The organism is Comamonas sp. CMM02, assembly GCF_014851485.1.
Lineage (GTDB): Bacteria > Pseudomonadota > Gammaproteobacteria > Burkholderiales > Burkholderiaceae_C > Comamonas > Comamonas avium.
In genome coordinates this window covers 149,440-167,509 of sequence record NZ_JACUZW010000003.1, presented here as the reverse complement: position 1 = coordinate 167,509, position 18,070 = coordinate 149,440, and the positions used below count along the sequence as shown (strand labels likewise).

The following is an 18,070-nucleotide window of genomic DNA, read 5'->3' as shown; positions in this document are numbered from 1 at the left end:
ACACAGAGCGGTACAACGGAAGCCGCGCTTCCTTACTTCACGTTGGCAATAGCGTCCAGTGCGGGTTGACCGAACTTCTTGGCGTACTGCTTGTAAGCAGGCTCCAAGGCCGTGCGAAAGGCTGCAGCGTCGACTTTCTCGACCACTTGCATGCCGTGGCTCTTGGCCAGGGCCACGCCCTTGGTTTCCACATCATCGACAAAGGCGCGCGAGGCTACTGCACCCGCCTTGGCGCCTTCGGTAAAGGCTGCCTTTTGAGCGTCATTGAGGCCGCCCCAGAAAGTGGGCGACACGATCAGCACCACAGGTGCGTACACGTGGGCAGTCAAGGTCAGGTGCTTTTGTACTTCCCACAGCTTGGAGGAAGTGAGCACGGAAATGGGGTTTTCCTGACCGTCGATCGTGCCTTGCTGCAAGGCGCTGATCACTTCAGGCCATGACATGGGGGTGGGCGATGCACCCAGCGTGCGAAAAGCCGTGATGTGCACGGGGTTCTCGGTCACGCGAATCTTCAGGCCCTTGAGGTCGGCCACGCTCTTGACGGCCACCTTGTTGTTGGTCAGGTGGCGAAAGCCCTGCTCGCCCCAGGCCAGTGCAACCAGACCGCGCTGCTTGAATTTGCCCAGCAGGTCCTGACCGAACTTGCCATCCAGCACCGCACGCGCATGGGCCGTGTCACGGAACAGGAACGGAATATCGACGATGCCCACATCGCCTACAAAGTTGCTCAGCGCGCCGGTAGAGACGATGGCCGCTTCTACCGTACCCAGTTGCAGACCTTCGATCAGCTCACGCTCACCGCCCAGGGCGCTGGAAGGAAACTGCTTGACGGCAAACGCACCGTTGGTGCCCTTTTCAACCGATTCAGACCATGCCTTGGCTGCAGCGCCGTAGTGCGAGTTGATCGCCAGCGCATAGCCCAGCTTGACTTCTTTGGGGGCAGCAACCGCGCTGCCCGCAGCCATAGCCACAGCAGCCGTGGTGCACGCGGCGATAAAAGTACGGCGAATCATGACCATGGAATGTCCCTCGTTGTCTAAAAATAGAAAGGCTTTGGCTCGTGCATGCAGGTGGCACGCAACGGCAAAGCTCTAGATTTGTGAATCTAGCAACGATTGTAAAAACTTTGGCCCTCACCCATATTGGGCAATACCCAGCCGGCAGTACCCATAAAGACGAATGAAAACAGGTACTTAAACAGGCAAGAAGCGCCATTGGGTGCATATAAGGGTTTGTACTCACATACCCAAAAACGAAGGCTGCGTATTCACCCTGATCAAGCCCCTGTCTGCTACTGCGGCAAACCGTTACACATTGTGTCTTGACCTCTACAATTGTTGCATTAGCAGGTTGATACGAAAGAGATGCATGGCTGTACGCAAACCACTCCCCGTTCAAAAAAATAACGACTCCACACTCGTTTCCTGGCTGGCTGGCACGGTGGTGGTACTGGTGGGCGTGCTGATTGTGGGTGGCTACTGGATGCAGCAGCAGCGCATTGACCAGTCAGCACTGAGCCAGCAAGCTGATGTGTATGACGCCTACCAGCAATACACCCGCAGCAATGCCGCCGCCCGAGCTGCCGAAAAACCGCCTGCAGTCAGCGAAGCGCAGGAAACCCGCAAGTACCTGCTGGGCCACCCTGCTGTGACCCCAGGCTCGGGTTTTGACAAGCCCGGCGTACAGGCTACCGGCAAAACCATTGTGAAAGCCATCGATCAAGCCAAGGGGCTTTAAGCAAAGCAATCAAATAAAAGAGCTGCCAACGCTTACCAGCTAAAGGTTTCAGCATCATTTATATCTGAAACCTAGCACTGACAAGCGCTGGCAGCTCTTGTTTTTAATAATCCTTGGATTATTTCTTGTGTTGCAGCACCCAAGCTGCAAACTGGTCTACAAACTTTTGTACGTAGGCATTGCTGTTTTCGCCAATGCTGCCGTCGGCGTTGAAAAAGCCGTCTTTGGCCTGCAGGAACATTTCAGGCTGACCCAGAGTGGGCATGTTCAGATAAGCCAGTATGTTGCGCAGATGCTGCTGCGCCAAAGCCGTACCAATCGCCCCGACCGACATGCCAATCACCGCCGCAGGCTTGCCATCCCACACACTCTGGCCATAAGGGCGTGAGCCCTGGTCCACCGCATTTTTGAGTACCCCCGGAATGGAGCGGTTGTACTCGGGCGTGACGAACAGCACGGCATCAACACTGCGCACGGCATCGCGAAACTGCTTGACCACCGCCACCTCCTGGCCATCGGCATCCTGGTTGTACAGCGGCAGCTGGCTGATATCCACGCTGGTGAACGTCCAGCCTGCAGGTGCCATCTTGGCAATCGCCTGTGCCAGCTGGCGGTTGAAGGACGCTTTGCGCAGACTGCCCACAATGATGGCAACTTGGTATTGGCTCATAACAATCACTCCATGGTTAGGGATGCCAGTGATTATGGAACCTGACCCCGATGTTCAGCGTGGGCACCCACCTACACGCACAGGCCGTGCACCCTCCATCAGGCACAATGCGGCCTGTTTTGCGCCGTTGAACCCTTGAATGAATTCCCACACTGTCGTCACTGATTCCTCCACCGCAGCCGCTTTGGCGCTGCAGCAAGTGCGCCTGCAGCGCGGGCGCACGCAGGTTTTTGATGGGCTGAGCCTGCAACTGCACGAGCCGCGCATTGGCCTGATTGGCGATAACGGCGCAGGCAAAACCAGCTTGCTGCGCTTGCTGTGCGGCCTGGAAGTGCCCGACAGCGGGCAGGTACTGAGCCGGGGTCAAGATTTGCACGCCGCAGGCGCCCAGCGCGCACGCTGGGTGGGCATGATGTTTCAAAACCCCGACGACCAGATCATCTTCCCCACCGTGGTGGAGGAGCTGGCACTGGGGCTGCAGCCCCAAGGGCTGAAAAAGAAAGAAGCCAAGGCGCAGGCGCTGCAATTTCTGCAAAACCGAGGCTTGCAGGACTGGGCTGACCGGGCTGTCACCAGCCTCAGCCAGGGCCAGCGCCAGCATGTGTGCTGGCTGGCGCTGCTGCTGGCGGGCCCGCGCAGCCTGCTGCTGGACGAGCCTTTTGCCAGCCTTGATCTTCCCGGTCAGGCCCGCCTGGCGCGGGACATTGCACAGACTGCGCAGCAGGTCATTGTCTCCACCCATTTGCTGGAGCATGTGCGCAACTTTTCGCGCGTGATCTGGCTGGAGCAAGGCCGTGTACTGGCAGACGGCGCAGGCAGCACCGTCTGCGCCGCCTACGAAGCCAGCGTGCGCGCACGCGTTGCAGCCATGGACAGCTAAGCCATGGGCAGCCTTTACAGCGAACACATCACGTGGCTGCACCGCGTCAGCCCGGCGATCAAGCTGGCGCTGATGGCGGTGCTGGGCACGCTGCTGTTTCTTTTGCAGTCGCCCACCATCATGGGGGTCTGCGCCCTGGCATGCCTGCTGCTGTGGCTCAGCCTGGGCCCAGCCACGCGTGTGGCACGTCGGCTGATTGTCTCGGTGCTGATTGCAGCGTTGCTGATTGCCGTTTTCCACGCATTCATGGGCAATTACGAACTGGCAGCCATCAGTTCACTGCGTCTGGCCTGCGCCTCTACGCTGGGGGTGGCGCTGACAGTCACGACACACCCTAGCCAGATTTTGCAGTTGCTGGAAACGCTGCTGGAGCCGCTGTCCAGGCTGGGCTTTCCATCACAGCGTTTTGCACTGCAGCTGGCTTTGATGCTGCGTTTCATTGAACACTTCTTTGTGCAGTGGAAGCGTCTGGACGATGCCTACCGCCTGCGCACGGGCAAAGCTGGCGGCTTTCGGCTGCTGGCACCACTGAGCATCCAGATGCTGCAGACGGCCAAGCGTGTGGGCGATGCCTTGTTTGCCCGCCTGGGGCAGTAAGCGCCACCAGCACCACCGCTGATACGCCGCTGTCTGTAGTTGTCGTGCATATCTGTACTGCCTGCGGCTTTACGGCTGATCTTGGCCGCGCATCAGCGATGCTGCGGGTGGCATTCACCGCTTTGAGCGTGCAAGCACTTGACGGCTTTCGTGCATAAAAAAACGCTGCCAGTGGCAGCGTTTTTGACAGGGACGGCGCGAATGACTTAGTCGCGCACTACCAGCACGGGGATGCGGGTGGTCTGCAGCACGCGCTGTGCCACGCTGCCCAGCACCAGCTTTTCCAGACCACGGCGGCCGTGCGAGCCCATCACGATCAGGTCAGCACCCACGTTTTCGCTCACGCGGGCAATGCCTTCGTGTACGGCGTGGCCTTCGCCCACCAGTGTCTTGACGGCCACGCCGGTATCGGCCATGGCCTTGTTTACATCTTCCAGTGCCTTGTTGGCTTCTGCAGTTGCTGCGCTCAGGTACTGGGCCTGACCGTAGGCAAAATCAGCGCCAACGCCCGTAAAAGGATAGGGGTCGAGCACATAGACCGCAGTAACTTCGCTGCCAAAAGCCTTGGCCAGCTCTGCGGCCCTGGAGACAGCTTTCAACGAGGTTTCCGAACCATCGACAGGAACCAGAATGTGCTTGAACATGAATAACTCCTCTTTATGTAAAACAGCGGCTGGCTTTGAACCAGCCTACAGATGCAGTCTGCACCCGTAGTACACCGCCCACCTTGACACGTGTCAAATCAGCCAGATTTCTTGCCTTCATCTCCCTGAAATCCTTGGCCACGGCAAGTAATGACCAAGGTATCACGCGCACCGTGCTCGGCATCTCCCAGCGGCTGGATGGGCGTGGACTCATGAATCATGCGCGCGTCATCGAGCAGCATCAGTGACCAAGGCTCAGTCAGGGTAAAGCGCAGGCCGCTGGGGCCCTGGGCCTCAAACACGCGGGTCTCCCCGCCTTTGACGCCACGTCGCCCTACCAAAAACACAGCCACCAAGTCCACACCATCGCGGTGCGCGCCTTCGGGCGTGGGGCGGCCAATGCCATCGGCAGTATCAATCCGAAACTGGTGCGCCTCAACAAAACAGGGGGTGTCCATCGCCTTGCCACACAGTTGCTGCGAAAGATGCGCCAACCGGGCAACCAGCTGCGTCCACACGGCTTGTTGCGTGGTGGATGCATGCATGGGTGCAAACCAGCGCTCCATGCCACCGTGCAAGGCGTTGTACTTGACAGGCTGCCAGTGCGCACGGTGCGCCACTTGCGTGACCGTGTCACCCACCACCTCAAAACTGGCGTGGCGGCGAAAGCGATAGCGCCCCCCATCCTTGAGGAATTCGTCTGGCGGCAGTGATTCCCAGTCGGGGGTCAGCGCCAGCAGGGCTGCCAGATCACATTCCAGCCAGGCGGCGGTATCTGCAGGCTGCAGCACGACATAACCGTGATCGCGCAGCTGCTCAGTCACGCGGTTGGGAGAATGGTATGGGGGAGGAAAAGTCACATGGGCCATAAGGTATGCAAGCTTACTCCCAGCCAGTGACTGCGCGCAGGTTTTCAGCCTCAAATTACTGAATCTGCTAGCCACATTACCCAAAAAATACCGGCACCTGATGCAGGTGCCGGTTCATTCAAGCTGTGTCTCATGCAGGGGCGGTCTGGGCCTCTTGCAGCAGGCGCCACATCACCTTGCCGCTGCCGCTCTTTGGCAGTGCGTCTACAAAAGTGACCAGTCGCGGCACTTTGTAGGCGGCCATGTTGTCTCTGCACCATGCGGTAATGTCTTCCTCTGATACCTTGCCCTTGTAATCCTGGCGCAGTACCACCACCGCTTTGACTGTCTCGCCACGGTAAGCATCTTTGGCCGAGATCACGCAGGCTTCCTGAATCGCCGGATGGCGGAACATGAGCACTTCCACCTCGGCAGGCCAGACCTTGAAACCGCTGGCATTGATCATGCGCTTGAGGCGGTCGGTGATAAAGAAGTAGCCCTCTTCATCCATGCGCCCCAGATCACCGGTGCGGAAAAAACGCTTGCCATCGATCTGAACAAAGGCAGCGCGGGTGGCAGCTTCGTTGCGCCAGTAGCCTGAAAACACCTGGGGGCCGCACACCATGATTTCACCCTGCTCACCAACAGGCACTTCTTGCAGAGTGTCGGGATCGATCACCCGGCTGTCTGTGCCAATGAAGGGAACGCCCAGACACTGCTGCTTGGCCTTCTCTGGCGGGTTGTTGTGCGAGGGTGCCGCAGTTTCGGTCAGGCCGTAGCCTTCCTGATAGCGCAGCCCGTATTCTTCAAACAATCGCTGAGCCACCGCCTGCGGCATGGCCGCACCGCCACCGCCGATATAGGTCAGGCTGCTCAGGTCAAACTGCTTGAATTTAGGGCTGGCAAACAGGTCAATCACCATGGTGGGAATGTTGGTCCAGTTCGTCACCTTGTATTGCGAGATCAGGCGCCCGGCCAGCTCACGGTCCCAGCGCGGCATCAGCACCATGGTGGCGCCTACGTAGATGCTCGAATGCATCATGGACACCATGCCTGTGATGTGGAACATGGGGATGACGGCCAGCGTGACGTTCTCACTGCACCCACTGCCCCATACGGCAGAGGCCACCGTGTTGAACATGATGCTCGAATGCGTGTGCACACAGCCCTTGGGCAAGCCAGTCGTGCCGCTGGTGTAGGGCAGCACACTCATGTCCTGCGGCCCGACGTCCAGCGCAGGCGCCGGGGCAGAGCAGGCCAAGGCCTGTTTCCACAGCACCACCTCGCCGCCGTTGAGCACGGGCACCGCACGCTCTGTCGTCAGCCATGCCTGCCAGACATCTGGAATCGGCTCGCGCTGCGCCTGTGGCGGCAGGTATTCACCCAGCTGCGTCACCACCATCTGCTGCAAGCCTTGGCCTGCGGGCAAGGCATTGCTGGCCTTGACCAGCTCGTCTGCCAGATCGGCAGTGGTGAAGGCCAGCTTGATGCTGCCATCGGTGATGTAGTGCTCCAGCTCCTGCGCCAGATTCATCGGATTGACAGGCACCACGACAGCATTGGCACGCAGGATGGCAAAGTGCGCCATCACCAGCTGCGGCAGGTTTTGCATGAGCAACATGACACGATCGCCCTTGCGCACGCCTGCTGCATGCAGGTGTGCGGCCAGCCGCTCGGCACCATCTGCCAGTTCTCGATAGGTGATCGAGCTGCCAAAAAACTGCAGCGCTGCTTTAGCGGGATAACGTCGGGCACTGGTGGCCAGGTTGTCCCACAGGGACGTATCCAGCAAGGTCAATGCATGGGGAACACGGCGTGGCCAATGATTAAAGTGCGGGCGCATAACAGCAGTTCCATCTCAGGTTGCGAATGCCTTGAAACTATCGCCTCTGGCGGAGTCTGACATTCGGGAAGCACCCCACGAGCGGTCACTTGCGCGACCCGGTCAGAATGTTTCGCTGTGCGGAACTACCAAATCAAACAATTACCCAAAAGCGCTACAGAACATCATCTTTTTGCCTCGTGCTCTTACCCGCCTTATGGCATCAGCTATCTAAATATGAGCGCTGCATACGCCTTGGTGACAGACGGTCGTGCGCTGGCATGACCGAGAAACACGCACACCTGAAATTTCAGCGCTTTCCCATCCGCTGGCGCAATCTGCCGGCACGCACTGCCACAGCCAATAAAGCATGTGACGCAAGCGGCTGGCCCGCCACTTGCGCCTGCACGCAGTCTTGCCACATCTGACCTTGCTGCTCAACGCTGGCACGCCAGAACTGCCTTAATTGCCCAGCAGCATTGCTGCAGTTGCTGTAGCTATAGGGATCACGGCCTTGCAGCAGCCATTGACACTGCAAAAGCAATGCTTGGCGAGTGACAGGCTGCTTTTGCCTGCGCTGAAGGACGTGCAGGAGTTCGTGGGCAACAATGCCTGCCACCACGGGGTCGCTCAAACGCAGTGACTGGCGCATGCCACCCGCCTCAAACATGGCGGCAGGAAACGATAGCCAGCCACCATTGAGCGATAGCGCACGCCTTGTATCCCCTAAGCGGCGCTGACCCAAGCGCACATGCCCAGCCAGCCACGCGCCCATCCCATCACCAAAGATGGTGCGGACAAAAATGTGCTCCTGCGGCAACAAACGCCGCCAGTAACGCGAGGACATGCGCTGCCATAGCGCTCCATAAAAACGATGCATACCCGCCCATGTTGTACCAGCACAGGAGATGCCAGCGGTCAGAGGGTATTGATCGAAGAAGAAAACGCTGACAGCAAGGCATCGGCAGCAGCACCACCACCACATTGGGTGCGCCTTTGTGCCAACCCAGAAACAGCCCCTCTCCTACTGCCGCGATCTAGATTTGCCCCCACATCGTTCGAGGTGCCTTGGCAAAACTGAAAACACCCCCCAGTGCTAGCCCAAGGAGAAAGCATGGCAACGAAGATGGCCACCGCCAAAGCGCAAACAACTGCCCAGCGACAAAAGCGCTTGCAAAAAGCCCAGAAGGCCCTAGACGCACAAGCGAGCAAGAAAAAAACAACGCGCAAAGCAGCGGCACCGGGCCCTGGCCATGCACTGCCCAGCAATCCCATGCCCGCGCAAAGCCTGGACAAACCCGGGCACGAGCATTTGATGGAATGCCCTCCACAGTTTGCAGCACCCAACTACCATGGCAGTGGCAAATTGCAGGGCATGACGGCACTGATCACGGGGGGCGACTCGGGCATTGGCCGCGCCGTAGCCGTACTGTTTGCGCGCGAGGGCGCCAACGTTGCAATTGCATATCTGAATGAGCATAAAGATGCAAAAACCACCTGCAAACATGTCAAGGCCGAGGGCGCGCAATGCATGTCGATTGCAGGCGATGTACGTGACAGCTCCTACTGCGAGCAAGCCGTGCGCAAGGTGGTGAAGAAATTTGGTGCGCTCAATATCCTCGTCAATAACGCCGCGTTCCAGGAACATGCAGAAAGCCTGCAAGACCTGTGCGATGCGCGCATTGACGAGACCTTCAAAACCAACATCTACGGCTATGTGTACATGGCTCGCGCCGCTGTGGCGCATATGCAGCGCGGCGACTGCATCATCAACACCGGTTCGGTCACAGGCCTGCGCGGCAGTACCTACTTGCTGGACTACGCCGCCAGCAAGGGCGCCATTCACGCCTTTACCAAGTCACTGGCCTCTAACTTGGCCAGCCGTGGTATCCGTGTCAACGCCGTAGCACCCGGCCCAGTGTGGACGCCCCTGAACCCTGCAGACAAGACCGAAGACGATATCGCCAACTTTGGTGCAGACACGGACATGGGCCGCCCCGCACAGCCCGAAGAGATTTCTCCGGCCTATGTGTTTTTGGCGTCGCCAGTTTGCTCCAGCTACATCACCGGCACCGTGCTGCCCATCACCGGCAATGCAGGAGACGGCGCATAAGAAGCCACATCAGGCTGCGCCGTCTGGATGCTGGCCTTGTCTTGGCTCGCGCAACGCTAAACTGTGCCCCTTTGCGTGCTGCGCATTCTGAAAGACGTTGCATCGCTGTCTGAATGAATGCAGCAGGCACGCTTGCCGTTTGGCGTGGTACAGAAAGAGGCTGGCATGGAGATTCGCAAGTTCAAGATGGGTGATGAAGCCGCGTTGTTTCATGTCTATTTCACGGCGATCCATGAAGTCGCCATCCGCAACTACACGCAAGAGCAAGTCAATGCCTGGGCTCCACCTGAAGTTGATCAGAAGATGTGGGCCCAGCTGGTTCAGAAAATTCAGCCCTTCGTAGCCGTGCTCAACGGTGTGATCGTGGGCTATGCCGATGTACAGGCCAGCGGCTATATCGACCATTTCTTTGTGTCAGGCCACTACCCACGCCAAGGGATTGGGACACAGCTGATGGCACGGATTCATGAAGAAGCCGAGTTTCTGAAGTTGACCGAGCTCACTTCCAACGTCAGCAAGACGGCAGAGCCATTTTTTGCTTTGCACGGTTTTAGCGTGCTGGAGCGCAGGTCTGAGGTCTTGCATGGTGTCACCCTGCAAAACGCACGCATGCGCAAAGCCTTAGCCTAAAAATACTGTCTGCTGTCGCTGGGCAACCGGGGCAGCACAACGCATGCACAGGGCCTTAAGCCGCCGGCTGTGGGCCCGGCTTGGGCGGCAGCTCGATGGGTGGCGTGCCATTGGGCGGTTCCTGGACAGGCACAGGCGGGGGCAAAGCCTCTGGCGAAGGGTCTGTGTCCTGTGGCTGCCTGGGCATGGGCGGCACAGGCAAAACAGGTGCCGGCGAACTGAACGCTGCAACACGGCACGAGGATGATCGAAAATGCATGGCACATCCTTTCTGGACTGCCATTTTGAAGCGGCATGTGACTTGTGTATGTCAGCCCAGCCCGCATGTAAGACCGATTTCCTCTGCCCTTCACACTTTGCTGCGCCTGAGGCGCAGGGTGGGCTGCTTAAAACTCCAGGTTGTCGATCAGGCGGGTTGTTCCCAGCTTCGCAGCACCCAGCGCTACCAGGGGGGTCTGGCTGGCGTCCCCCTGTGCGGGTGGCAGCAGGTTGTCACGCTGGCGTACGGTCAGGTAGTCGGGCTGCCAGCCCAAGTCTGTCAGGCGCTGCATGGCCTGCGCCTCCGATTGCGCCAGTGGTTGCCCGCTTGTGCGCACCTGGTGCGCCAGCCATTGCAGCTGCTTGTGCAGGGCCAGCGCTTGCGCACGCTGCTCGGCGTTGAGATAGGCATTGCGCGAGCTCAGCGCCAGGCCGTCTGCGGCGCGCTCGGTATCCACGCCGATGATCTGCACGGGCAGCGCAAACTGCTGCACCATGTGGCGAATCACCAGCAACTGCTGGTAGTCCTTCTTGCCAAACACGGCCACCCCGCCCCCGGCAGTACCGAATACACAGGCAAACAGCTTCATCACCACCGTGCATACACCGGTGAAAAAGCCCGGGCGAAAGTGCCCTTCCAGAATGTCTGCCAGCGCTGGGTTGGGCTGCAGTTTGAAAGTCTGTGGCTGGGGGTACAAATCCTGCTCTTTGGGGGCAAACACCACGTCACAGCCCTGCGCCTGCAATGTGGCGCAATCGGCCTCAAAGGTGCGCGGGTAACTGTCAAAGTCTTCGTGCGGCAGAAACTGCAGGCGATTGACAAAAATGCTGGCCACGGTGATGTCACCGTGCTCGCGTGCATGGCGCACAAGGGACAAGTGCCCTTCGTGCAGGTTGCCCATGGTGGGCACGAAGGCGGGACGACCACGCCCTGCCAGGGTCTGGCGCAAGGCATCGATGGATTGAACGATCTGCATGGCGAAAAATCTCTCTGTAACTGGAGCGAAGACCGGCTTACCAGGCGTGCACGCGGTTGTCTGGGAACGTGCCTGCCTTGACGGCCTGCACATAGGCCTGCATGGCACCCTGAATGCTGCCCGCATCGGCCATGAAGTTGTGCACAAACTTGGGCATCTTGCCCAGGTTCATGCCCAGCATGTCGTGCAGCACCAGCACTTGCCCGGCAGTGCCATTGCCAGCGCCAATACCAATCGTGTGGCAATGCGCCAGCTCTTGCGTGATGCGGCTGGCCAGTTGCTCTGGCACCATCTCCAGCACCAGCATGGTGGCACCAGCGCTTTGCAGCTCCAGCGACTGCTGGCGCAGCAACTGGGCTGCGGCCTCGTCACGGCCCTGCACGCGGTAGCCGCCCAGCGCGTAGACGGTTTGCGGCGTCAGCCCCAGGTGGGCGCACACGGGCACACCGCGTGCCACCAGAAATTCCACCGTCCTAGCGGTCCAGCCACCGCCTTCGAGCTTGACCATATGGGCACCGGCCTGCATCAGCAGGCAGGCATTGCGCATGGCTTGCTCGGCACTTTCGGCATAGCTGCCATAGGGCATGTCGGCCACCAGCCACGTTGTGCCCTGACTGCGGTGCAGTCCACGTGCCACGCTGGCCGTGTGATAGACCATGTCTTCGAGCGACACGCCCACCGTGCTGTGCCGCCCCTGGCAGACCATGCCCAGTGAGTCGCCCACCAAAATACAGTCCACACCTGCTGCGTCGGCCACCGCCGCAAAAGTGGCGTCATACGCCGTCAGCATGGCAATTTTCTCGCCCTGCGCACGCATATGGGCCAGCCGCGGCAGGCTGACCGGCTTGCGCGCAGGCATGGGTGATGCGGGGGGCAGCGTGCCGTAAGGGGTTGCGCTGTTGCCTGCTGTTTCTGTGTTCAAAGCCGTCATGGTTGCGATCCACTCCACCAAACGCTGGCGCAAGGCTGGGTGCACCAGCCATTGGCCGCCATTAAGAACTTGCGCAAAGACTGCGCAAAAGGCAAAAAGGTGCTGGTTTACAGCGTCTGTGTGGGCACGTGATGGCGCAGCTGTGTCTGGCGGTTGTGATCGTCCACAAACACCAGCTGTGGCTGGTGCTCTGCCACATTGCTTTCATGCACTTGCGCAAAGGACGCAATGATCAACAAATCGCCCACGGCAGCACGGCGTGCGGCAGAACCATTGACAGAAATCATGCCGCTGCCGCGCTGACCCTTGATGGCATAGGTGACAAAGCGCTCGCCGTTGTCGATGTTCCAGATGTGGATCTGCTCGTTGTCGGCAATGTTGGCGGCTTCCAGCAAATCTTCGTCAATGGCGCACGAGCCTTCGTAGTGCAGCTCGCACTGCGTGGTCTTGACCCGGTGAATCTTGGACTTCAAAAGTGTGCGGAACATGGTGTCTCCCTTTGTATGTATCTGGCACGCCGCTGCAGCTTGTCACCAAGCACCCACTTGCGCCGCGCCCCCTTGTTTCGTGGGGCGCATTGTGCACATGCAGGCTTTCGGGTCAACCGCTGGGGGTGCAGGGACATGCACCGTGACTGCTTGACGGCCAGCATTGCACAAGGCAGGACGACCCAAGGCTGTCTGGACGCAGCAGCCTCCTTGCCCCCCCGAAAAGGCAAACCATGGCGAGACAGCCCTGCGCTTACAAGCCCAGGTCTTTGGCGGCTGCCTTGATTTCTGCGAACTGGTAGTCCTGTACCGTTTGGCGCGATGACACCACGCGATCGTGCGGCCCAGGCACCAGCAGCCATGCCGTGCCACCTTCTTGCGCAGGGTGTGGCATGGCAAACATCAAAAATTCACAGTCAATGCCCCACACATCATCGACCTGCATGGTCTGGCACTCGGCTGGCACATGCATGTAAGTGACCTGATCGGCCACGGCGCGCAGAAAATCTGCCGTCTGCGCAGCATCTGCGTCTGCAGCACCCTGCACGGGATTTACATGCCGAATCAACGGCGTGCTGCTGAAAGACTCATGCGCCCACGTATCTGCCTCGCGCTGGAACATCAGCGTCGCCTTGCCTGTGAAGGCAAAGCCCGCAGGGTCATCGCCCACGCAGTAGGTCCGGGCAGCGGCCACAGCCTGGTCGTAGCTGTCGTTGTCAATGGCAACCACGCGCAGGTCTTGGGTGATATCGGTCATTCAAAAATCTCTATGTCAAAACCCGATCCGGGGGGGCGGACCGGGGGGTGTACCCGCCACCGCTCCTGCTGCGGTGGCAGTGGCGGTGGCGCAATACGAAAACGCTTACTGCTGCAGTTGCGCCCACACCTTGTCCAGCCGCTTGGCGCTGACGGGGTACGGCGTGCGCAGCTCTTGCGCGAAAAAGCTCACGCGCAGCTCTTGCAGCATCCAGCGGTATTCCTGCATGCGGGCATCGACTGCGCCCTTGCGTTCGGCCACCAGACGCCAGTAACGCTGCTCCAGCGGCTGCAGTTCTTTGAGTTTGGCGGCATCACGCGCCGGGTCTGCGCGATACTTGTCCAGCCGAATGGTGATGGCCTTGAGGTAGCGGGCGTAGTGGGCCAGCTGGCTCCAGGGAGCCACGGCAATGAAGTTTTTGGGCATCAGCTTTTGCAGCTGCTCGCTCGCATCCTTGGTGGCTTCCGGGGCGTTCTTGGTGTCCTTGATCTTGCGCGCAGCGGCGGCGTACTCCACCAAAATCACGCCGGCCATGCGTGCCACTTCGTTGGCAATCAACGTCAGGCGGCCACGGCCATCCTGCACGCGCTGCTTGAAGTCCGCCTCATTGTCGGGCAGCGGCTCCTGCAAAAATGCGCGGTCAATTGCCACATCAATGATCTGGCCGCGCAGCTCCTCCTGCGTGCCCAGCGGCATGTAGGCTACGGCCATTTTCTGCAGGTCTGGAATGTTCTTTTCCAGGTACTTGAGCGCATCCTTGATCTGCAGCGCAAACAGGCGGCGCAAGCCCAGGCGGTGCTTGGCGGCGGCCACCTCGGGTTCGTCAAACACCTCAATGCCTACATCGGTGCCGTGATCGATCAGCGCGGGAAAGCCAATCAAGGTGGTGCTGCCCTTGCTGATTTCCATCAGCTCTGGCAGTTGGCCAAAACTCCATGCGGTGTAACGCTGGTCGGCCTTTTCAGGTGGCGGTGCAGTCGATGCCTTGGCGGTTGCCTTATCGTTTTTAGGAGCTACTATCGCTTGCAGTTGCTTGTTTTCAGATACTTTTTTATCTGAAACTGTTGACTGCTCTATGGTAGCAGCTACCTTTAATGATGCCAAAGCCTGAAACGCACCACGCGCCTTGACGCCCCACTCGGCCTTGAGCGCGCCCAGATTGCGGCCCTGGCCCAGCTGGCGGCCATGCTCGTCAACGATGCGAAAGTTCATGAACAGGTGCGGGCTGAGCATGTCCAGCTTGAAGTCAGCGCGCTTGACATCCAGCGAGGTTTCATCGCGCACTTGCTTGAGCAGCACATCAATCAGTCCACCCCTGGCCCAGCGCTCGCTTTGCGTAAACAGCTCGGCCAGGCGCGCTGCGCTTTCGGGCAGCGGCACAAAGCGGCTGCGCGGGCGCTGGGGCAGGCTTTTGAGCAAGGCCTGAATCTTGTCCTTGAGCATGCCGGGCACCAGCCATTCGGCCCGTTCCTCAGAGACCTGGTTGAGCACAAACAGCGGCACCGTCACCGTGATGCCATCGCGTGCATCGCCGGGGCTGTGCAGGTAGGTGGCGCTGCAATCGACGCCGCCGAGCTTGACGATCTTGGGGAAATTGTCAGTGGTGATGCCTGCCGCCTCATGGCGCATCAGCTCGTCTTTGGACAGGCGCAGCAACTCAGACTGGCCTTTGCTGGCCACGCGGAACCACTTGTCAAACGTGGCACCGCTGTAGATGCCCTTGGGCAGATGCTGGTCATAGAAGGCGAAGATCAGCTCATCGTCCACCAGCACGTCCTGGCGGCGCGACTTGTGCTCCAGGTCTTCCACCTTGCGCACCATCTTGATGTTGGAGGGCAGAAAGTGCCACTGCGTGTCCCACTGCCCCTCTACCAGCGCCTGGCGAATGAACATGGTGCGCGCGGCATCCGGATCGACCCGGCCATAGCTGACGCTGCGTCCGTTGTAGACCACCAGCCCATACAGCGTGGCGCGCTCCTGCGCCACCACATCGGCCTGTTTTTTGGACCAGTGTGGGTCCAGCAGCTGCTTTTTTAAAAGGTGCGCGCCCACCTCTTCGAGCCACTGCGGCTCAATCGCCGCAATGCCGCGCCCGTACAGGCGCGAGGTTTCCACCAGCTCGGCCGCCACAATCCAGCGGCCGGGCTTTTTGCTCAAATGCGCGCCGGGGTGCGGGTGAAACTTGATACCGCGTGCGCCCAGGTAGGCATCGCTTTCTTCGCCCTTGTAGCCGATATTGCCCAGCAGCCCAGACAGCATGGACAGGTGCACAGGCTCGTAGCCTGCGGGTTCGCTGTTGATGAGCCACTTGTGCTCTTTGATCACCGTCATCAACTGGCTGTGAATGTCACGCCACTCGCGCACACGGCGAATGTTGATGAAGTTCTGGCGCAGCAGTTGCTCCCACTGGCGGTTGCTGATTTTGTGCGTGGCGTCTTCCACCACATCGGCAGGGCTGAACAGCGCCAGTCGTTCTTCTACGGTGCCTTGCACCTGCGCGCCGCTGGAGCGCTGGCTGACGGGCAGGAATGCCTGGTTGCGCGCGCTGGGCCTGGCAGCAGGCTGGGTTTGCGCCGCCATCTCGGCACGGCTTTTGGCCACCACCTTGCCGCCACGGGCATCCTGCAGCCACTTCCACAGGCGCAGGTAGCCGCTGAATTCGCTCTTTTCGTCGTCAAACTTGGCGTGCTGCTGGTCGGCCTGCTGCTGCGCCTCCAAAGGCCGGTCGCGCACGTCCTGCACGCTCAGTGCTGAGGCAATGATCAGCACCTCGGCCAGCGCCCCGCGCTCGCGCGCCTCCACAATCATGCGGCCCACACGCGGGTCAAGCGGCAGGCGCGACAGCTCCTTGCCCATGTGCAGCAGGTTGCCGCGCTCGTCCACCGCGCCCAGCTCGGCCAGCAGTTGGTAGCCGTCGGCAATGGCGCGGCCCGAGGGGGCCTCAAGGAACGGAAAGTTCACCACATCGCCCAGCCCCAGCGATTTCATGCGCAAGATCACGCCTGCCAGAGAGCTGCGCAGAATTTCGGGGTCGGTAAACGGTGTACGGCTGGTGAAATCAGCCTCGTCATACAGGCGGATACAGATGCCGTTGGCCACACGGCCACAACGGCCTGCACGCTGGTTGGCCGCCGCCTGGCTGATGGGCTCCACCAGCAACTGCTCTACCTTGCTACGAAAGGAATAGCGCTTGACACGTGCCGTGCCTGCGTCAATCACGTAGCGAATGCCGGGCACCGTCAGCGAGGTTTCAGCCACGTTGGTGGCCAGCACAATGCGCCGGCCCGTGTGGCCATCAAAAATACGGTCTTGCTCGGCCTGCGACAGGCGCGAGAACAGCGGCAGCACCTCGGCACTGCGCAGCGCAGGATGGTGCTGCAGGTGCTTGCGCAGATGGTCGGCCGCTTCACGGATTTCGCGCTCGCCGGGCAGAAAGATCAGGATGTCGCCGCCCTTGGCACCACCGCTCCACAGCTCATCGACACCATCGGCTATGGCGTCGTTGAGGTCGTAGTCCTTCTTTTCCTCAAACGGGCGGTAGCGCATTTCCACCGGGAAGGTGCGGCCCGAGACCATGATCACGGGCGCCGGGCCTTCCTTGCCCGCAAAGTGCTGGGCAAAGCGGTTGGCATCGATGGTGGCCGAGGTGACCACTACCTTCAGATCGGGGCGCTTGGGCAAAATCTGCTTGAGGTAACCCAGCAAAAAGTCGATGTTCAGGCTGCGCTCGTGGGCCTCGTCAATGATCAGCGTGTCATACGCCTTGAGCAGCGGGTCCGTCTGTGTTTCGGCCAGCAAAATACCGTCGGTCATCAGCTTGACGGAGGCATTTTTTTGCAGCGTGTCCTGAAAACGCACCTTGTAGCCCACCAGCTCGCCCAGCGGGGTGTTCAATTCTTCGGCGATGCGCTTGGCCACCGAGCTTGCCGCAATGCGCCGCGGCTGCGTATGGCCGATGAGGTGACCGCGCACATTGCCGCTGGCATCTGGCTGCGCATTGATCTTGCCGCGCCCCAGCGCCAGGGCAATCTTGGGCAGTTGGGTGGTCTTGCCCGAACCCGTCTCACCACACACGATGACGACTTGGTGGCGCTCCATCACCTCCATGATTTCTTCACGGCGACTGGATACGGGCAGGGACTCGGGAAACGTGATCTTCAAGGGCATAAGGGGCTGGATTATCCCAGCACCAGCCCATCTGCGTTGAACATAGGTTTAGGCATAAAAAAATCCCCATGGCCACCACCATGGGGATTTTTCCAAGCGGCTGTAGCGGCTACTTTTTCGTGTCTACATAGCCGGCACCCACACCGAAATTCATACCCTGCTGTGCAAACGAGTAGCCCACATCAGCCCCCACATACACATTGTTCTTACCCAGATAAGCCACCCCCACATTGGGACGGAAGCTGCGATCGGCAAAGGAATAGTCCACCCCCAGCGAGGCTGCGGCCTTGTCTTGCCTGTCGGTAGAAAACACCTTCACCCCCAGCGCGGGGCCGGCAATGGGCTTGGGCCCACCAAATGTCCAGGTCAAGCCTGCACCCACGCCTGTACCAGCCAGGGCCGATGTAGACAATGTGGCTGCAGCCAAGGCACTGCACGCGATAGCGATGATTTTTGCTGTCATCCAAACCTCCAGATTTCTCAAAACAAATCCGCACCCATCCGCTTGAACAGGTACAAGGTGTACTTTCTCGCGCTCAAGGCTCAAGCCT

The 18,070-nt window shown here is 59.7% G+C and carries 17 protein-coding genes; 5 read left to right on the top strand and 12 right to left on the bottom strand.

Annotated elements, in window-relative coordinates; translation table 11 throughout:
- Positions 1 to 32: 32 nt before the first annotated feature.
- The gene (locus tag IB213_RS10275) at positions 33 to 1,019 is read right to left on the bottom strand and encodes a TRAP transporter substrate-binding protein (RefSeq protein ID WP_191724001.1); all 987 of its coding nucleotides are present in this window, start codon (positions 1,017 to 1,019) and stop codon (positions 33 to 35) included.
- A 349-nt stretch (positions 1,020 to 1,368) separates the two neighbouring features.
- On the opposite strand from IB213_RS10275, the gene IB213_RS10270 reads away from it, so the two are divergent.
- Positions 1,369 to 1,737: a hypothetical protein gene (locus tag IB213_RS10270; RefSeq protein ID WP_191724000.1), complete on the top strand. Its 369-nt coding sequence runs from the start codon at positions 1,369 to 1,371 to the stop codon at positions 1,735 to 1,737.
- Between the two features lie 118 nt (positions 1,738 to 1,855).
- On the opposite strand, the gene IB213_RS10265 is transcribed toward IB213_RS10270, so the two are convergent.
- Positions 1,856 to 2,407, bottom strand: a complete 552-nt coding sequence (locus IB213_RS10265; protein ID WP_192406295.1) for an NADPH-dependent FMN reductase — start codon at positions 2,405 to 2,407, stop codon at positions 1,856 to 1,858.
- Positions 2,408 to 2,546: 139 nt separating this feature from the next.
- On the opposite strand from IB213_RS10265, the gene IB213_RS10260 reads away from it, so the two are divergent.
- Together IB213_RS10260 and IB213_RS10255 are read left to right on the top strand one after the other, a co-directional pair.
- Entirely contained in the window at positions 2,547 to 3,287 is a 741-nt protein-coding gene (locus tag IB213_RS10260; RefSeq protein WP_192406294.1) for an energy-coupling factor ABC transporter ATP-binding protein, read from the top strand.
- Between the two features lie 3 nt (positions 3,288 to 3,290).
- The gene (locus IB213_RS10255) at positions 3,291 to 3,884 is read left to right on the top strand and encodes an energy-coupling factor transporter transmembrane protein EcfT (protein WP_192406293.1); all 594 of its coding nucleotides are present in this window, start codon (positions 3,291 to 3,293) and stop codon (positions 3,882 to 3,884) included.
- A gap of 206 nt (positions 3,885 to 4,090) precedes the next feature.
- Here the strand turns inward: IB213_RS10255 and IB213_RS10250 are convergent, their stop codons facing one another.
- From IB213_RS10250 to IB213_RS10235, 4 genes are all read right to left on the bottom strand, one after another.
- The gene (locus IB213_RS10250) at positions 4,091 to 4,528 is read right to left on the bottom strand and encodes a universal stress protein (RefSeq protein ID WP_191723996.1); all 438 of its coding nucleotides are present in this window, start codon (positions 4,526 to 4,528) and stop codon (positions 4,091 to 4,093) included.
- 98 nt (positions 4,529 to 4,626) lie between these two features.
- Positions 4,627 to 5,397, bottom strand: coding sequence for a 2OG-Fe dioxygenase family protein (locus tag IB213_RS10245; RefSeq protein WP_191723995.1), 771 nt, complete (start codon positions 5,395 to 5,397; stop codon positions 4,627 to 4,629).
- A 130-nt stretch (positions 5,398 to 5,527) separates the two neighbouring features.
- The gene (locus IB213_RS10240) at positions 5,528 to 7,219 is read right to left on the bottom strand and encodes a long-chain fatty acid--CoA ligase (RefSeq protein WP_192406292.1); all 1,692 of its coding nucleotides are present in this window, start codon (positions 7,217 to 7,219) and stop codon (positions 5,528 to 5,530) included.
- A gap of 289 nt (positions 7,220 to 7,508) precedes the next feature.
- On the bottom strand, positions 7,509 to 8,045 hold the full coding sequence (locus IB213_RS10235) for a hypothetical protein (RefSeq protein ID WP_192406289.1): 537 nt from the start codon (positions 8,043 to 8,045) through the stop codon (positions 7,509 to 7,511).
- 267 nt (positions 8,046 to 8,312) lie between these two features.
- On the opposite strand from IB213_RS10235, the gene IB213_RS10230 reads away from it, so the two are divergent.
- Complete coding sequence (locus tag IB213_RS10230; protein WP_225561065.1) at positions 8,313 to 9,311, top strand: SDR family oxidoreductase; 999 nt, start codon at positions 8,313 to 8,315, stop codon at positions 9,309 to 9,311.
- Between the two features lie 117 nt (positions 9,312 to 9,428).
- A complete protein-coding gene (locus IB213_RS10225; RefSeq protein WP_225561064.1) occupies positions 9,429 to 9,941 on the top strand; it encodes a GNAT family N-acetyltransferase in 513 nt (170 codons plus the stop codon).
- A gap of 386 nt (positions 9,942 to 10,327) precedes the next feature.
- Here IB213_RS10225 and panC read toward each other — a convergent pair whose 3' ends face one another.
- The 6 genes from panC to IB213_RS10195 form a co-directional block, all read right to left on the bottom strand.
- Positions 10,328 to 11,176: a pantoate--beta-alanine ligase gene (gene panC / locus IB213_RS10220; protein ID WP_192406286.1), complete on the bottom strand. Its 849-nt coding sequence runs from the start codon at positions 11,174 to 11,176 to the stop codon at positions 10,328 to 10,330.
- 37 nt (positions 11,177 to 11,213) lie between these two features.
- Entirely contained in the window at positions 11,214 to 12,107 is an 894-nt protein-coding gene (gene panB, locus IB213_RS10215; protein WP_191723991.1) for a 3-methyl-2-oxobutanoate hydroxymethyltransferase, read from the bottom strand.
- A 107-nt stretch (positions 12,108 to 12,214) separates the two neighbouring features.
- Complete coding sequence (gene panD / locus IB213_RS10210) at positions 12,215 to 12,595, bottom strand: aspartate 1-decarboxylase (RefSeq protein WP_192406284.1); 381 nt, start codon at positions 12,593 to 12,595, stop codon at positions 12,215 to 12,217.
- Positions 12,596 to 12,848: 253 nt separating this feature from the next.
- A complete protein-coding gene (locus tag IB213_RS10205; protein ID WP_191723989.1) occupies positions 12,849 to 13,352 on the bottom strand; it encodes a hypothetical protein in 504 nt (167 codons plus the stop codon).
- Positions 13,353 to 13,457: 105 nt separating this feature from the next.
- Positions 13,458 to 17,519 (bottom strand): ATP-dependent RNA helicase HrpA, encoded by a 4,062-nt coding sequence (hrpA, locus tag IB213_RS10200; RefSeq protein WP_192406281.1) that lies wholly within the window; start codon positions 17,517 to 17,519, stop codon positions 13,458 to 13,460.
- A gap of 109 nt (positions 17,520 to 17,628) precedes the next feature.
- Entirely contained in the window at positions 17,629 to 17,982 is a 354-nt protein-coding gene (locus tag IB213_RS10195) for a hypothetical protein (protein WP_191723987.1), read from the bottom strand.
- Positions 17,983 to 18,070 lie beyond the last annotated feature (88 nt).

Coding starts and splice junctions, on each gene's coding strand:
- IB213_RS10275 (WP_191724001.1), bottom strand. CDS start 1,019: ATGGTCATGATTCGCCGTACTTTTATCGCCGCGTGCACCACGGCTGCT.
- IB213_RS10270 (WP_191724000.1), top strand. CDS start 1,369: ATGGCTGTACGCAAACCACTCCCCGTTCAAAAAAATAACGACTCCACA.
- IB213_RS10265 (WP_192406295.1), bottom strand. CDS start 2,407: ATGAGCCAATACCAAGTTGCCATCATTGTGGGCAGTCTGCGCAAAGCG.
- IB213_RS10260 (WP_192406294.1), top strand. CDS start 2,547: ATGAATTCCCACACTGTCGTCACTGATTCCTCCACCGCAGCCGCTTTG.
- IB213_RS10255 (WP_192406293.1), top strand. CDS start 3,291: ATGGGCAGCCTTTACAGCGAACACATCACGTGGCTGCACCGCGTCAGC.
- IB213_RS10250 (WP_191723996.1), bottom strand. CDS start 4,528: ATGTTCAAGCACATTCTGGTTCCTGTCGATGGTTCGGAAACCTCGTTG.
- IB213_RS10245 (WP_191723995.1), bottom strand. CDS start 5,397: ATGGCCCATGTGACTTTTCCTCCCCCATACCATTCTCCCAACCGCGTG.
- IB213_RS10240 (WP_192406292.1), bottom strand. CDS start 7,219: ATGCGCCCGCACTTTAATCATTGGCCACGCCGTGTTCCCCATGCATTG.
- IB213_RS10235 (WP_192406289.1), bottom strand. CDS start 8,045: ATGTCCTCGCGTTACTGGCGGCGTTTGTTGCCGCAGGAGCACATTTTT.
- IB213_RS10230 (WP_225561065.1), top strand. CDS start 8,313: ATGGCAACGAAGATGGCCACCGCCAAAGCGCAAACAACTGCCCAGCGA.
- IB213_RS10225 (WP_225561064.1), top strand. CDS start 9,429: ATGCAGCAGGCACGCTTGCCGTTTGGCGTGGTACAGAAAGAGGCTGGC.
- panC (WP_192406286.1), bottom strand. CDS start 11,176: ATGCAGATCGTTCAATCCATCGATGCCTTGCGCCAGACCCTGGCAGGG.
- panB (WP_191723991.1), bottom strand. CDS start 12,107: ATGACGGCTTTGAACACAGAAACAGCAGGCAACAGCGCAACCCCTTAC.
- panD (WP_192406284.1), bottom strand. CDS start 12,595: ATGTTCCGCACACTTTTGAAGTCCAAGATTCACCGGGTCAAGACCACG.
- IB213_RS10205 (WP_191723989.1), bottom strand. CDS start 13,352: ATGACCGATATCACCCAAGACCTGCGCGTGGTTGCCATTGACAACGAC.
- hrpA (WP_192406281.1), bottom strand. CDS start 17,519: ATGCCCTTGAAGATCACGTTTCCCGAGTCCCTGCCCGTATCCAGTCGC.
- IB213_RS10195 (WP_191723987.1), bottom strand. CDS start 17,982: ATGACAGCAAAAATCATCGCTATCGCGTGCAGTGCCTTGGCTGCAGCC.